Genomic DNA, 15,240 nt, shown 5'->3' with positions numbered 1-15,240 from the left:
TCTCCATACTTCAGGGGGTGGCTGCGGCGCGGGATTCGCGCGGCAGTCTTACCGTAAAAATGACCAGGCCATCCCGGCACTGCACCGAGATGTCGCCGTCATGGCCGCGCACCACCTGCTCGGCGATGTACAGGCCCAGTCCCAAGCCATTGCGGTTGCGCGAATGGCCCAGCGACTCGGGTTTGAACGGCGAAAACAGGTGCGCCAGCACTTCCGGTGCAATGGGCGCGCCATGGTTGGTGACTTGCAATTCTATGTGGTCGCCGTCTTGCCGCGCGCGCACCTGGATGGGCTGGCGGGGCGCGCCATGCTGGCGCGCGTTGCTCATCAGGTTGGTCACGACCTGGGCGATGCGGTCGGTGTCCGCCATCAGCGCCAGTCCGGGTTGCACGTCCGGCTCGATGCGCAAGCCGGGGTAGGCCTGGCGCTTTTCCTCGATCAAGCCATTGACCAGGTCGCTGAGGTTGCACAGGCCTTTTTCGATGCCCAGCCCCATGCCGCCCTGTAGGCGCGACAAATCCAGCACTTGCGAAATCAGGCGTTGCATGCGGCCGCTGGAATATCGGATGCGCTCGCCCATGCGCGCGCCCGAATCCGTTTTGGACAGCAGCGTGGCCGCCATCGAAATCGATTGCAGGGGGTCGCGCAGATCGTGGCCCAGCATGGCCAGCAGCGCGGTGCGGGCCCGGTCTACGTCAGCGGCGCGGCTGGTGGCGATGTGGGAGAGTTCGTCGCGCAGGTTGTCGGCGGCTTCCAGTTCGCCCGGCAGCCACGATGTGCAGGTATTGCGCACCACTTCGCGCCAGGCCTCGAACGAGCCGCGCGGCGTCAGGCGCGGCCCCTGGCTGCCCACGGCGTATTGCTTTTCGGGCTTGCCGCCCCACACCAGCGTTTCAACCTGCTCTTTGCGCAGCCAGATCAGCCAGCCGTTGTTCATGGGGTCGAATTTGCACGCCAACAGGCCGGCGTACGGCACCAGATCGGTTTGCAATTCGGGGTAGTCGCGCGCGATGTTATCGGTGTGCACCACCCGCTGTCCGCTTTGGTCTAGCGCGCACAGGATGCCGGCCAATTCACCGCGCGGGGCAATGCCGCCGAACACGGTGACGCTGTTGCCCCACAGGCACAGCGCGGCGTCGTTGGGAATCAGCGAGGCGGGCGTGTCCGGGCCGCTGGACAAGGCCAGGTGCAGGTTTTCGGACGCCGACACCCGTTCCGTTATTTCACTGACCAGCGCGGCGTTGCGGCGCGCTTGCGCCGCGCGTTCGGCGCCTTCGATATTGGCCACTGCGGCGGACAGCACCTGCGCCATGGCTTCGCAAGCCAGCCGGGCGGGGTAGGGGATCGGGCGCGGCGCATGGTGGTGGCACGCGATCATGCCCCACAGCTTGCCCTCGATCACCAGCGACAGGCTCATCGAGGCCTGCACTCCCATGTTCGCCATGTATTCCAGGTGAATCGGCGACACGCTGCGCAGCGCCGAAAAGCTCATGTCCAGCGGCGTGGCGCTGGCGGACGGTGCGCCCCGGACGCGCACGGGCGCATATCGGGCGTCCGCGATCTGGCGCAGCGTATTCACGGTGTACAGGCGGCGAGCCTGCGCGGGGATGTCACCGGCGGGGTAGCGCCGACCCACCCAGTCTTCCAGCGATTCGTGGCGCTCTTCGGCCACGATCTCGCCGCTGTCGTCCGGATGAAAGCGGTATGCCATCACCCGGTCAAAGCCGGTTGCGCGGCGGACTTCGCGCACGGCGCACTCAAGAAGCCCGGCGATATCGCGTTGGCGCCGGACGCGTTCAATGCTGCGGTAGATGCGCGCCGGGTCCGCCATATCCGCGTCCGTTGAAACGCGCAGTTCCAACTCCACGATAGTCAGCCCATTGCTGTTGCGATGGCCGATGACATCGAACATGGCGCCGTTCAGGGACAGCGTCAGGGGATCGAAGATGGGTTCGGGATCGTCCAGCCACGCCGTCAGGCAATGCGCCAGGCTGGGGGGCAGCGTGCCCGCTGGGCAGCACTGGCCCAGCGTCAGCGGCGCGCCAAGCACGGTGGGGGCGTTCTCGCTGGCAAACTGCAAAATGCCATCCGAGTCGAACGCCAACAACGCGCCCAATGGCTGAATAGCGCCCGGAATATGAATGGGTTCGCTATCGCAATTGGCGAGCGTGACTGGCGTAGGGGAATGGGTCGGCGCATTCATTGTGGGTGGGGTACCTGGGACGCGCAATGAGCTGTCATTATGTCAAATATATTGTATGAATGTATGCATTTGCAGCCCTGTCACCTATCTGGAGCTTCCATGGCCCGTCTTGCCTACGCCGATCTGTCTCATCCCGACGCACGTCCCCTGGTGGAGCGCATCGTTGCAGAACGCGGCAGCGTGCTTCATCTGTACCAAATGCTGCTGCACAGCCCCGCAGTGGCCGGAGGCTGGCTGAACTATTTGACTTCCATCCGGCAACTGAGCAGCTTGCCGGGAGACCTGCGCGAACTGGTCATCATGCGCGTTGCCGCGCTTAACGGCGCGCCTTACGAGGCCGATCAGCACGCGCCGATCGCGCTTCGTGAAGGCGTGTCGCAGGCCCAGCTGGATGCGCTGGGCGATTGGGAAAACTCAACGCTGTTCGACCCACGTCAAAAAGCCGTGTTGGCCTACACCGACGCCATGACGCGCCACGTGCAGGTGCCGCAGCCGGTGTTTGAAGCCGCCCGCGCCGCCATGGGCTCGGAAAAGCTGATTGTCGAACTGACCGCAACCGTCGCGGCGTACAACATGGTGTCGCGCTTTTTGGAAGCGTTGCAGGTGCATTCGGACGATCACCGCTAAGGCCACCATCCAGCAGGCCAACAGGTATGTCAGCAAGTCGCGTGCCCAAACCTTGGGCGCGCGATTTTTTTTGCGCAATGCCGGAGGATCAGCGGCGCTGTGCGTCGATCAGTGCATCCAGCTTGACGGCGTCGGCGACAAACAGGCGGATGCCTTCGGACAGTTTTTCGCTGGCCATCGCGTCCTCATTGAGCAGCGTGCGGAAGCTGACCTCGTCCGCGCCGATACGGTCAATTGACGGGCCCGTGTCGTCGGCGCGCAATTGCGCCGGTGCATCGCCTTGCGTGCCGGCCAACTGATTGAGCAGGTCCGGGCTGATGGTGAGCAGGTCGCACCCCGACAGCGCCAGGATCTGGCCCACGTTTCGGAAGCTGGCGCCCATGATTTCGGTAGAAATGTCGTGCTGTTTGTAATACCGGTATATGCGCGTCACCGACAGCACGCCGGGATCTTGCGGCCCGGCGTTGTCGGCCTCGACCCACACGGCGCCGGCGGTCTTCTTGTGCCAGTCATAGATCCGGCCGACAAAGGGCGAGATCAGCTGTACCCGGGCATCGGCGCAGGCAACGGCCTGGGGCAGCGAAAACAACAGCGTCAGGTTGCAGCGCACGCCTTCGGCTTGCAGGGCGCGGGCGGCCTGGATGCCTTCCCAGGTGGAGGCTATCTTGATCAGCACGCGCTCGCGCGGCACGCCGGCGGCTTCATACAGGGCAATCAGGCCGCGCGCCCGCTCGATGGTGGCGCGGGTGTCGAACGACAGGCGGGCATCGACCTCGGTCGACACGCGGCCCGGCACGATGTTCAAAATGGCGCGGCCAAAGGCGACCAAGAGGCGGTCGACCAGCTCGGGCGCCGAGGCGCCCTGGTGATCGCGCACCGTCTGTTCCAGCAACGGGCGATAGGCCTCTTGCTGTACGGCTTTCAAAATAAGGGACGGATTGGTGGTGGCGTCTGTGGGACGCAACGCCTTCATCGCTTCGAAATCTCCGGTGTCGGCGACAACGGTGGTGTGATTGCGCAGGGCGTCAAGTTGGCTGGACATGGACAAGTAACGGCTCACGACGGCTAAGGTTGAAGGTTCCTTAGCGTATCACTGCCGTGGGCGTCCGGCCGTCAGCCAGGAGTGGGAGAGGGAAGCCGGGGGAAGGGGGGGAATCGCCATCCTGGCCTTATTTGGCGCGGTTCGCCGGGGAATCGGCCCGGTCAAGGTATAATCCGAAGGTTTGATTATCGATTCTAAAACCGGGGTTTACTGTGCTGCCGCAACTTTTTCCCGAGGGGATCAACCGCTTCCCTCCTGCAATTCTGGCTCTGGCGGACGGTACCATTTTTCGAGGCGTGTCGATCGGTGCGCCTGGGGCTACCGTTGCCGAAGTGGTGTTCAACACCGCGATGACCGGGTACCAGGAAATTCTCACCGATCCCAGCTATAGCGGTCAGATCGTTACGCTGACCTATCCGCACATTGGCAACACCGGCGTCAACGCCGAAGACGTAGAAGCCAATCGCGTCTATGCCGCCGGACTCGTGGTCCGCGACTGTCCCGCCCGCGTGTCGAACTTCCGTTCCACGCAATCCCTGCCCGACTATCTGGCCGCGCAGGGCATCGTCGCCATTTCCGGCATCGACACCCGCAAGCTCACCCGCATCCTGCGAGAAAAAGGCGCCCAAGGCGGCTGCATCTTCGTGGGCACCGACGCCGAACGCGCCGTTGAAATGGCCAAGGGCTTTGCCGGCATGGCTGGCCAGGATCTGGCCAAGGACGTGTCGCAAAAATCCACGACGGAATGGACCGAAGGCACGTGGCAACTGGGCGAAGGTTTCGCAAAGCCCGACCAGTCCAAGTTCCACGTCGTTGCCTACGACTACGGCATCAAGACCAACATCCTGCGCCTGCTGGCGGATCGTGGGTGCCGCCTGACCGTGGTGCCGGCGCAAACCAGCGCCGAAGAAGTCCTGAAGCTCAATCCTGACGGCGTGTTCCTGTCCAACGGCCCCGGCGACCCCGAGCCCTGCGACTACGCCATCGACGCCACGCGCGTGTTCCTGGACAAGAAGCTGCCGGTCTTCGGCATCTGCCTGGGCCATCAGATCATGGGCCTGGCCGTGGGCGGCAAGACGCTCAAGATGAAGACGGGCCACCACGGCGCGAACCACCCCGTGCAAGACCTCCAGTCCAAGCGCGTGTTCATCACCAGCCAGAACCACGGCTTCGCGGTCGATGCGGCCAGCCTGCCGGCCAATGCGCGCGTCACGCACGTGTCGCTGTTCGACGGCACGTTGCAGGGCTTCGAGCTCACCGACCGCCCGGCCTTCTGCTTCCAGGGTCACCCCGAAGCCAGCCCGGGTCCGCACGACATCCTTGAACTGTTCGACAAGTTCATCGCCCTGATGTCCGGCCAAAAGTAAAGATTGCATCATGCCCAAGCGTACAGACCTAAAAAGCATACTCATCATCGGCGCCGGCCCCATCATCATCGGGCAGGCCTGCGAATTCGACTATTCCGGCGCACAGGCGTGCAAGGCGCTCAAGGCCGAGGGTTATCGCACCATCCTGGTGAACAGCAACCCCGCCACGATCATGACGGACCCGGAAACGGCCGACGTCACCTACATCGAGCCCATCACCTGGCAAGCCGTTGAAAAGATCATCGAGCGTGAAAAGCCCGATGCCTTGCTGCCGACCATGGGCGGCCAGACCGCGCTGAACTGCGCGCTGGACCTGGCCCACCACGGCGTGCTCAAGAAGTACAACGTGGAACTGATCGGCGCGAACGAACACGCCATCGAAAAGGCCGAGGACCGCCAGAAGTTCAAGCAGGCCATGACCGACATCGGCCTGGAATCGGCTAAGTCGGGCGTGGCCCACAGCATGGACGAAGCCTGGGAAGTCCAACGCCGCATCGCCGCGGAAGTGGGCACGTCCGGCTTCCCCGCCGTGATCCGCCCCAGCTTCACCATGGGCGGTTCGGGCGGTGGTATCGCCTACAACGCCGAAGAATTCGAAACGATCTGCCGTCGCGGCCTGGAAGCGTCGCCGACCAACGAGCTGCTGATCGAAGAATCCTTGCTGGGCTGGAAGGAATTTGAGATGGAAGTGGTCCGCGACAAGGCGGACAACTGCATCATCGTCTGCTCGATCGAAAACCTGGATCCGATGGGCGTGCACACCGGTGACTCGATCACCGTGGCGCCGGCCCAGACGCTGACCGACAAGGAATACCAGATCATGCGTAATGCATCGATCGCGGTATTGCGCGAGATCGGCGTGGACACGGGCGGCTCGAACGTGCAGTTTGCCGTCAACCCGAAGAACGGCCGCATGATCGTCATCGAGATGAACCCGCGCGTGTCGCGTTCGTCGGCGCTGGCATCCAAGGCCACCGGCTTTCCCATCGCCAAGGTTGCCGCGCGCCTGGCCGTGGGCTACACGCTGGACGAGCTCAAGAACGAAATCACCGGCGGCGCCACGCCCGCCTCGTTTGAACCGTCGATCGACTACGTCGTCACCAAGGTGCCGCGTTTTGCCTTCGAAAAATTCCCCACCGCCGACGCGCGCCTGACCACCCAGATGAAGTCCGTGGGTGAAGTCATGGCCATCGGCCGCACCTTCCAGGAATCGTTCCAGAAGGCGCTGCGTGGTCTGGAAGTGGGCGTGGACGGCCTGAACCAGAAAACCACCGACCGCGAAAAGCTGCAAGTCGAACTGGGCGAGCCCGGTCCGGAACGCATCTGGTACGTGGGCGATGCCTTTGCGCAAGGCTTCACGCTGGACGAAGTGCACAACATCACGCACATCGACCCGTGGTTCCTGTCGCAGATCAAGGAAATCGTCGACATCGAACTGGCGCTGGAACAAAAGACGCTGGCCGATCTGGACTACGCCACCCTGTGGGAACTGAAGCGCCGCGGTTTCTCGGACCGCCGCCTGGCCTTCCTGCTGGATTCCGCTGAATCCGAAGTGCGCAAGCTGCGCCACCAGTTGAACGTGCGCCCGGTCTACAAGCGCGTGGACACCTGCGCCGCCGAATTCGCCACCCGCACCGCGTACATGTATTCCACGTACGAAGAAGAGTGCGAATCCGCGCCCACCGATCGCAAGAAGATCATCGTGCTGGGCGGTGGCCCGAACCGTATCGGCCAAGGCATCGAGTTCGACTACTGCTGCGTGCACGCCGCGCTGGCGCTGCGTGAAGACGGGTACGAGACCATCATGGTCAACTGCAACCCGGAAACCGTGTCCACTGACTACGACACGTCCGATCGTCTGTACTTCGAACCGCTGACCTTGGAAGACGTGCTGGAAATCGTCCACAAGGAAAACCCGGTCGGCATGATCGTCCAGTACGGCGGCCAGACGCCGTTGAAGCTGGCGCGCGCCCTGGAAGCCAACGGCGTGCCGATCATCGGCACCAGCCCGGAATCCATCGACGTTGCCGAAGATCGCGAACGCTTCCAGAAGCTGCTGAACAAGCTGGGCCTGCGTCAGCCGCCCAACCGCACCGCGCGCACGGAAGGCGAGGCCCTGGCCCACGCCACCGAGATCGGCTACCCGCTGGTCGTGCGTCCCAGCTACGTGCTGGGTGGTCGCGCCATGGAAATCGTGCACGAACAGCAAGACCTCGAGCGCTACATGCGCGAGGCCGTTAAGGTCAGCAATGACTCGCCCGTGCTGCTGGACCGCTTCCTGAACAACGCCACCGAAGTCGACGTGGACTGCTTGGCCGACGGCGAAACCGTGTTCATCGGCGGCGTCATGGAACACATCGAGCAGGCCGGCGTGCACTCGGGCGACTCGGCTTGCAGCCTGCCGCCTTACTCGCTGTCTGCGGAAGTCATCGCCGAGATCAAGCGCCAGACGACGATGATGGCCAAGGCCTTGAACGTCAGCGGCCTGATGAACGTGCAGTTCGCCATCCAGGGCGGCGACGTCTACGTGCTGGAAGTGAACCCGCGTGCATCGCGCACCGTGCCCTACGTGTCCAAGGCCACTGGCCTGCAGCTGGCCAAGATCGCCGCGCGCGCCATGGCCGGCCAGACGCTGGCCAAGCAAGGCATCACCAAGGAAGTCGTGCCGCCTTACTTCTCGGTCAAGGAAGCCGTGTTCCCGTTCGTGAAGTTCCCGGGCGTGGACACCATCCTGGGTCCGGAAATGAAGTCGACGGGCGAAGTGATGGGCGTGGGCATGAGCTTTGGCGAAGCCTTCGTGAAGTCGCAATTGGCTGCTGGCGTGCGCCTGCCGGAATCCGGCACGGTGTTCATCAGCGTGAAGAATCAGGACAAGCCCCGCGCCGTGGAAGTGGCGCGTGGCCTGCATGCCCTGGGCTTCAAGCTGGTCGCCACGCGCGGCACGGCGGCCGAAATTGAAACCGCGGGCATTCCGGTGCAAGTGGTCAACAAGGTCACCGAAGGCCGTCCGCACATCGTGGACATGGTCAAGAACGGCGAAATCGCGCTGGTCATCAACACGGTTGAAGAACGTCGCAACGCGATCGTCGATTCGCGCACGATCCGTACGCAATCGCTGGCCGCTCGCGTCACCTTCTTCACCACCATCGCCGGCGCCCGCGCCGCGGTTGAAGGCATGCAGTATCTGCGCCAGGGCCTGGGCTTGCAGGTGTATCCGTTGCAGGACTTGCACGCATCGCTTAGCGGCCAAGGCTGACGCGACAGCGCCAAGCCCGCGGGCTTGAGGTAGGATGCCGGGGCGGCCCTTGATCAGGGCCGCCCTTTTTCCATCCCTGCATTCCTATTCGCTTAAGACGATTCCATGAACAGAGTCTTCATCACCGGCGCCAGCAGTGGCCTGGGACGCGCCCTGGCGCAGCAGTACGCCGCATCGGGCGCCACGCTGGGTCTCCTGGGCCGGCGCGAAGACGCGCTGCGTGAATTGGCCGACAGCTTGCCGGGCAGCCATCGTTGCTATGCGGTTGACGTGCGCGACCGTGCCGCGCTGCATGCAGCGGCGGCCGATTTCATTGCGTTCTGCCAGGGCAGGGTGGATGTCGTCATCGCCAGCGCGGGCATCAGTGCCGGCACGTTGACCGAGCACGGTGAGGACTATGACGTCTTCAAAGCCATTGTCGACACCAACTTGCTGGCCACCGTGGCCACCTTCGAGCCCTTTGTCGGCGCCATGCGCGCCGCCGGATCGGGCCGTTTGGTGGGCATTGCCAGCGTGGCGGGCGTGCGTGGACTGCCGGGGGCTGGCGCCTACAGCGCCTCTAAATCCGCGGTGGTGACCTACTGCGAAAGCCTGAGGCTGGAGCTGGCGGGCGATGGCATCCGCGTGGTGACCATTGCGCCGGCCTACATCAAGACCGCCATGACGGCGAAGAACCCGTATTCGATGCCTTTCCTGATGGAGGCGGACGCCTTTGCGCAACGCGCGCAGGCGGCCATTACGCGTGGCACGTCTTACACGGTGATTCCGTGGCAGATGGGCGTGGTGGCCAAGCTGATGCGCCTGTTGCCCAACGCGGTGTACGACAAGTTGGCGCGTGACGCGCCACGCAAGCCGCGCAAAGCGGGGTAGCCCTTTACCGCGCGCTTACGGCACGTCTACAGCAGGTTTACGGCACCACGTCGTCGCCGACCTCGTCGGCCACGTGTCCAACGTCGCCCCAATCCAGCACTTCCCACTTGCGGCCCTGTACCGCGACGCGGTTGATGCTGACATTCAGCAACGCGGCATCGCGCGCGCCATTGAGCGGCACACCCGATGCATGACGCCAGATGATGTCCAGCACGCCTCCGTGCGTGAACATCAGGATGCGCTCGCCATCATGGCGGCTGGCAATGTCGTCCACGGTGGAGATCACGCGGGATTGGAATTGCCCCAGGGACTCGCCGCCATCCAGCGGGCGCAGCGGGTCGCGGCTTTTCCAGGCGGCAGCGGCTTCGGGCGCCTGCACATCGATGTGTTCGTGGTCCAGCCCTTCCAGGACGCCAAAGCCCCGTTCGCGGATGCCCGGCTCGACCCGTACGCGCAGCCCCAGCTGTTCGCCCACGGGCACGGCCGTGGCATGGGCGCGTTGCAGGTCGCTGCTATAGATAGCGTGGATGGGCGTGTGGCGCGCGTCTTCGCGCAGGCGCGCGGCAAGCAGGCTGGCCTGATTGACGCCGAATTCGTTCAGGGGAATGTCTTTCCAGCCTTGCAGGCGGCGCTGGCGATTCCAGTCGGTTTCGCCATGGCGGATGAACCAGATTTCAGTCATTACGTTTGTGATGCGCAAATAAGGCTTAAAGCTGGGCCGGTGCGATTGCCGCGCGCGGCTTCCAGATGGTTTGGATGAGGGAGCTTAACGCCACCAGGGCGGGTTCGCTGGCGCGTTCATAGGGCAGGATGAAGCCTAGCATGGCGTCGGCACGTGCCTGGCCCCACACCATGAAATCATTCGAGGCCGCGCCGGCCAAGGCGGTTTCCTCCCGCAACAGCGCGCAGCCCGCGCCGGCGCGCACCAGCGCTTCCAAATTGGCCTGGTCATCGTTTTGCATGACGACGCGAGGCGACAGGCCGTGGCGTTCAAACATGTCGCGCAGCAACAGATGCGTGTGGCTGCCCGACGGGCCATCCAGCCACGGCAACTGCGCTACTTCGCGCCAGCCGCCCCGTTTTAGCACCGCGGCATGGTCGTGGGGCAGTGCGATGCGATACCGCACGCTGCGCAGCGGCAGCCACAACACGCCACGCGGGGGATTGGCCGCGATGGTCAGCGCCGCCGGCAGCCGCCCGGTGCTGACTTGTTCGGCCAAGGTGGCGGTGGGCAGTGTCTGCGTCTTCAGTTCCACCAGCGGCAGGCGTTGCGTGACGGCCGAGGCCAGCTCGCCCAGGCGCAGGAAATCCGGTTTTTCGCTGGGTACGCCAAGCTCCACAACGCCATGCAGGCTGCCTTGCAGTTGTTGCGCCTCGGACTTGAATTGCGCGCCCAGCACCAGCAGCGATTCCGCCGTGGGCAGCAGCACCTCGCCCGCCTTGGCCAGCGCCAGCCGCCCGCCACTACGGTCGAACAGCGCCACGCCCAGGCTCTGTTCCAGCGCCTTGATCTGCGCGGTCACGGCGGGCTGCGTCAGGGACAGCGCTTCGGCCGCCTTCGTCAGGTTGCCCAGGCGGGCAACCGTGACGAAGGCGCGGATCTGATAGATTTCCATGGCCGCCAGTTTAGGCCGCCAACAGCCGCACTTGCGTGGGTTCCAGTCCGATGGATACCGGCGCGCCGATAGGAAACGGCGACAGCCCGGCCAGGTGCGACTGATCCGCCGTCAGGCGTTGTTCACCGATCAGCACCTGGTAGCGCGTGAATTCGCCCAGGAATTCGCTGCTTTCCACAATGCCGGGCAGCCACACATAGCGCGCGTCGCCCAGGCCGTCCGCCATTTCGATCTGTACGGTATGGGGGCGGAAGCTGGCGGCCAGGCGGCTGGCGGCGGGGGCTTCGGCCGTCAGCGGCAGATGCAGATCACCCACGCCAGGCACGGCCAGCACTACGCTGCCGCTGGTGCGTTCACGCACATCGCCTTCCAGCACATTCATCGTGCCCACGAAGTTGGCCACGAAGCGGTTCGTCGGATAGTCGAACAGCGTGCTGGGCGCGCCGATCTGCTGGACCACGCCGTGGTCCAGCACCGCCATGCGGTCGGCCGTGGTCATGGCTTCTTCCTGATCGTGCGTGACGAAGATGGTGGTGATGCCCAGGCGCCGTTGCAGGCTCAACAGGTCCTGGCGCATCTGCACGCGCAGCTTCTTGTCCAGATTGGACAGCGGTTCGTCCAGCAGCAGCACCTGCGGTTCAATGACGATGGTGCGGGCCAGCGCCACGCGCTGCTGCTGCCCGCCGGACAGCTGGTTGGGCCGGCGCTTGCCATACTGCGACAGGCCCACCAGTTCCAGCGCGGCTTCGACCTTGGCGCGAATCTCGGCGCGCGGCAACTTGCGTTCGACCAGCCCGAAGGCCACGTTGTCCCAGACCGTCATGTGCGGCCACAACGCGTAGTTCTGGAACACCATGCCGATGTTGCGATCCCAGGGCGGGGTGCCGGTGATGTCCTTGCCGTCCACCAGCAACTGGCCGGCGCTATGGCGATTGAAGCCCGCGATCAAGCGCAGCAGCGTCGACTTGCCCGAGCCGGACGGGCCCAGCAGCGCAAAGAACTCGCCCGGCTCGATGTGGATGTTCACGTCTTTCAGCACTTCCGTCTTGCCATAGGACAGGCGGATGTTGCGGCACTCTACGCTGACCTTCTTCATGCGGATTCCCCTTCAGTGCGTGCCGGACGCTGGCGCGACTGCGCGCGCTCTACCAGCAGGTGCGATACATACGTGCCGATGGCCACCGCGGCCACCGCCAGCACGCCCAGCGCGGCGCCGGGCCCCCGGCCCGCCGCGCTTTGCATATACAGATAGATGCCGTAGCTCATGGGCGCCTGGCTGTCCTTGGTGACCAGCATGATGGTGGCCGACAATTCCACCGCCGCCGTCACGAAGCTGGTCACGAAGCCGGCCAGCATGCCGCCCGCCATCAAGGGCACGACGACACGGCGGATCGTGCTCATGCGGGTGGCGCCCAGCGATTGCGCGGCTTCCTCCAGCGACACGTTGATCTGCTGCAACGAGGCCACGCACGAGCGCAGCGCGTAGGGCAGGCGCCTGACCGAATACGCGATCATGATGATGATCCACGACGAGGTCAGCAACGTGCCGGTACCCGGCAGCTCGATGCCGCGAAACGTGCGCAGGAAACCGATTGCCAGCACGATGCCCGGTATCGCCAGCGCGGCCGACGCCATCAAGTCCAGCCACTGCCGCGCCGGCAACCGCGTGCGCAGCATCAGGTAGGCGATGGCGGTGCCAAGAATGACGTCCACCCCGGCCGCCAGACCGCAATAGAGCAAGGTGTTGGCGATCATGCCCTGCGATTCCGAGAACACCGCCGAGTAATGCGCCAGCGTGTAGCCATCCGGCAGCGGGGCGAAGCTCCAGACGCTGGCCAGCGACAGCAGCAGCACGCCCATGTGCGGCGACAGCACCAGCAGCATCACCAGGATGATCCACCCATAGGCCAGCACGCTTTCCATTGGCCCCAGCTTGCGCTTCTGGATGGAGTTGCCGCCCTTTTGCAAGGTGGAATAATCGCGCCCCTTGAGCACGCGCGCCGACAGCCACAGCGCCAGAATCGAAAACGCGATCATGATGACGCTGATCACATAGCCCAGCGGATCTTCCAGCCCCACCTGCGTAATGCGCAGGTACGCTTGCGGCGCCAGCATGTTGGTGGTGCCCAGCACCAGCGGGGTGCCCAGGTCGTCGAACACCTTGACGAACACCAGCGACGCGCCGGCCACGTAGCCGGGCAGGGCCAGCGGGAAAATCACGCGGCGGAACAGGCGAAACCCGCGCGAGCCCAGGTTGAATGCGGCCTCTTCCATGGCGCCGTCGATATTGCGCAACGCCACCACCAGGTTCATCAGGATGAACGGAAAGTAGTGCAGCGCTTCAACAAAGATGACGCCGTTCAAGCCTTCCATGAACGGGATCGTGAACCCGAACCAGTCGTTCAGCAGCAGGTTGACGCTGCCCGACCGCCCGAAGATCAGCTGCATCGCGACGGCGCCCACAAACGGCGGCATGATCAGCGGCAGCACGCCCAGCGTCTGGATGATCAGCGCACCGCGAAAATCGAAGCGCACCGTGAAGTACGCCAGTGGCACCGCGATCAGCGACGCCAGCAGCGCCGACCAGCCCGCCGCGTACAGGCTGTTGAAGAACGCTTCCTGCATTAGCGGTTGATTGAAGAAGGCGCCGAAGTGGCCCATCGTGAAACTGCCGTCGGCGTTCACGAAGGCGCTGTAGAAGACCGTGCCCACGGGCACGACAAGAAAAAGCAGCAGAAAGCCGAATACCAGCAGCGCCGTCAATACGGGGCCGGCGGGCAGGCGTGAGTGGCCCGAAGAATTCATCGAGATTCCCGAAATCGTTGCCAGGGGACTGCGCCCCGGGCGCGTGCCCGGGGCGGTTCGCTATGGGCGGTTCGCCACGGGCGGTCAGCCACGGGCGGTCAGCCAGAGGCGGCTTACAGCGCGGCAGCCTGCTTGGCCAGCTTCACGGCTTCTTCGTAGTTGGCCTTGGACTTGCCGTTCCACTCGCCTTCCAGCTGGGTGATCTGCTGGTTGACCGCGGCGTCTTTCTTATTGCCCGCGAAGATCGCCAGGAAGGCCGGGTCGGCGGCCTTCTTGCCATCGACCAGCGGTGCCCAGGCAAGCTTGCGCGCCTGGGCCAGCAGCTCGGCCGCCTTGCCCGACTTGGCCTTGTCGCCCAGCTTGGCCTCGGCGTCGTAGATCGCCTTGGTGGCGGCCTGCAATTCCTTCAAGCGGAAAGTGACGGTTTGGTCATATAGCGATTGCACGACGTAATAGCGCGTCTGGGACAGGTCGGCGTTAAATTGCACCTTGCTGCGCTTGGCAATGTCCGCGGGGTCTGGATAGCCGGGCGGGATCTTGCCGGCAAGCGCGGAATACGGCAGCACCGGAAGACGCGAGATCTTCGGTTCCAGCAGCAGCTCCTGGCCGGCCTGGCTTAACGTGAAGGCGATGAACTTCTTGCCTTCCTCGGTATTTTTCGCGCCGTCGATCAAGGCGATGTTGGCGGGCACGATCGCGGTCTCGGACGGATAGACGAATTCAACGGGGAACTTCGAATACTTGCTGGACAGGCCAAAGAAGTCGATGACCGGGCCGGCGCCGAACTGGCCGTTGTTCACGCCGTCGGGCACGCCGAATGACCGTTCTGTCACCGCGCTGCTGTTGCCGGACATGCGCAGCAAGGTGTTCCAGCCGTCATCCCAGCCTTCGCCTTGCAAGATGGTTTCCACGGTCAAATGCATGGTGCCCGAGCGCGACGGCGACGTGATGCCCACGTGGCCAAACCACTTGGGCGACAGCAAATCCTTCCACTCCACCGGCGCGGGAATCTTGTGCGCCGCGATATACCGCGTGTTGTAGACGATGCCGTAGCCGGCCAGCGCCTGGCCCAGGTACATGCCCGACGGATCGTTGATGGGATAGTTGCCCACCTTGTCAGGCACGTCTTTGTTCGCCACGTCGGACGATTTGGCCAGCAGCTTGTCGCGGCCCAGCACTTCGAAGGCGTCGGGCGCGCTGGCCCAGAACACTTCGGGGCGTTGGCCGGCGGGCGTTTCGCGCACATAGGCAATGCCCGACACGGTGTTCTTGTTCAGGATTTCCAGCGTGATGCCGGGGTTGGCCTTTTCAAACGCGGTCTTGTAGGCCTGCGTCAGGTCCTTCGGGAACGACGTGATCACCGTGACGGTGCCGGCCAGGGCAGGTGCCGAGCAGACGGCCAGCAGGGCGCCTGCAAGGGCGCCTGCAAGGGCGGTGCGCATTGCGTGCATGGT

General features: G+C 64.1%; 11 protein-coding genes. 4 read left to right on the top strand and 7 right to left on the bottom strand.

Annotation, left to right across the window (positions count from 1 at the left end; translation table 11 throughout):
* Positions 1 to 10: 10 nt before the first annotated feature.
* Complete coding sequence (locus DVB37_RS21080) at positions 11 to 2,203, bottom strand: ATP-binding protein (RefSeq protein WP_120156690.1); 2,193 nt, start codon at positions 2,201 to 2,203, stop codon at positions 11 to 13.
* Positions 2,204 to 2,302: 99 nt separating this feature from the next.
* Here DVB37_RS21080 and DVB37_RS21075 point away from each other — a divergent pair, with 99 nt between their 5' ends.
* A complete protein-coding gene (locus DVB37_RS21075) occupies positions 2,303 to 2,830 on the top strand; it encodes a carboxymuconolactone decarboxylase family protein (RefSeq protein ID WP_046806903.1) in 528 nt (175 codons plus the stop codon).
* Positions 2,831 to 2,918: 88 nt separating this feature from the next.
* Here the strand turns inward: DVB37_RS21075 and tal are convergent, their stop codons facing one another.
* Positions 2,919 to 3,872 carry a transaldolase gene (gene tal, locus DVB37_RS21070; RefSeq protein WP_120157591.1) on the bottom strand — a complete coding sequence of 318 codons (954 nt, stop codon included), beginning with the start codon at positions 3,870 to 3,872 and terminating at the stop codon, positions 2,919 to 2,921.
* Between the two features lie 212 nt (positions 3,873 to 4,084).
* On the opposite strand from tal, the gene carA reads away from it, so the two are divergent.
* The 3 genes from carA (at position 4,085) to DVB37_RS21055 (ending at position 9,365) form a co-directional block, all read left to right on the top strand.
* Positions 4,085 to 5,239, top strand: coding sequence for a glutamine-hydrolyzing carbamoyl-phosphate synthase small subunit (carA, locus tag DVB37_RS21065; protein ID WP_162941265.1), 1,155 nt, complete (start codon positions 4,085 to 4,087; stop codon positions 5,237 to 5,239).
* A 10-nt stretch (positions 5,240 to 5,249) separates the two neighbouring features.
* Positions 5,250 to 8,495, top strand: a complete 3,246-nt coding sequence (carB, locus tag DVB37_RS21060; RefSeq protein WP_046806901.1) for a carbamoyl-phosphate synthase large subunit — start codon at positions 5,250 to 5,252, stop codon at positions 8,493 to 8,495.
* A 105-nt stretch (positions 8,496 to 8,600) separates the two neighbouring features.
* Positions 8,601 to 9,365: an SDR family oxidoreductase gene (locus DVB37_RS21055; protein ID WP_120156689.1), complete on the top strand. Its 765-nt coding sequence runs from the start codon at positions 8,601 to 8,603 to the stop codon at positions 9,363 to 9,365.
* Between the two features lie 37 nt (positions 9,366 to 9,402).
* On the opposite strand, the gene DVB37_RS21050 is transcribed toward DVB37_RS21055, so the two are convergent.
* The 5 genes from DVB37_RS21050 to DVB37_RS21030 form a co-directional block, all read right to left on the bottom strand.
* A complete protein-coding gene (locus tag DVB37_RS21050; RefSeq protein ID WP_046806899.1) occupies positions 9,403 to 10,047 on the bottom strand; it encodes a histidine phosphatase family protein in 645 nt (214 codons plus the stop codon).
* A gap of 25 nt (positions 10,048 to 10,072) precedes the next feature.
* On the bottom strand, positions 10,073 to 10,981 hold the full coding sequence (locus tag DVB37_RS21045) for a LysR family transcriptional regulator (protein WP_120156688.1): 909 nt from the start codon (positions 10,979 to 10,981) through the stop codon (positions 10,073 to 10,075).
* A gap of 10 nt (positions 10,982 to 10,991) precedes the next feature.
* Positions 10,992 to 12,077 carry an ABC transporter ATP-binding protein gene (locus DVB37_RS21040; protein WP_120156687.1) on the bottom strand — a complete coding sequence of 362 codons (1,086 nt, stop codon included), beginning with the start codon at positions 12,075 to 12,077 and terminating at the stop codon, positions 10,992 to 10,994.
* On the bottom strand, positions 12,074 to 13,786 hold the full coding sequence (locus DVB37_RS21035) for an iron ABC transporter permease (protein WP_120156686.1): 1,713 nt from the start codon (positions 13,784 to 13,786) through the stop codon (positions 12,074 to 12,076). Before DVB37_RS21035 ends, DVB37_RS21040 begins: the two co-directional genes overlap by 4 nt.
* Positions 13,787 to 13,899: 113 nt before the next feature.
* Positions 13,900 to 15,237 carry an extracellular solute-binding protein gene (locus tag DVB37_RS21030; protein ID WP_120156685.1) on the bottom strand — a complete coding sequence of 446 codons (1,338 nt, stop codon included), beginning with the start codon at positions 15,235 to 15,237 and terminating at the stop codon, positions 13,900 to 13,902.
* Between the last annotated feature and the right edge of the window lie 3 nt (positions 15,238 to 15,240).

Origin of the sequence: Achromobacter sp. B7, from assembly GCF_003600685.1 — a bacterium.
Lineage (GTDB): Bacteria > Pseudomonadota > Gammaproteobacteria > Burkholderiales > Burkholderiaceae_B > Achromobacter > Achromobacter spanius_B.
The sequence above is the reverse complement of the archived record's forward strand: the minus strand, read 5'-3'. Positions and strand labels throughout refer to the sequence as shown.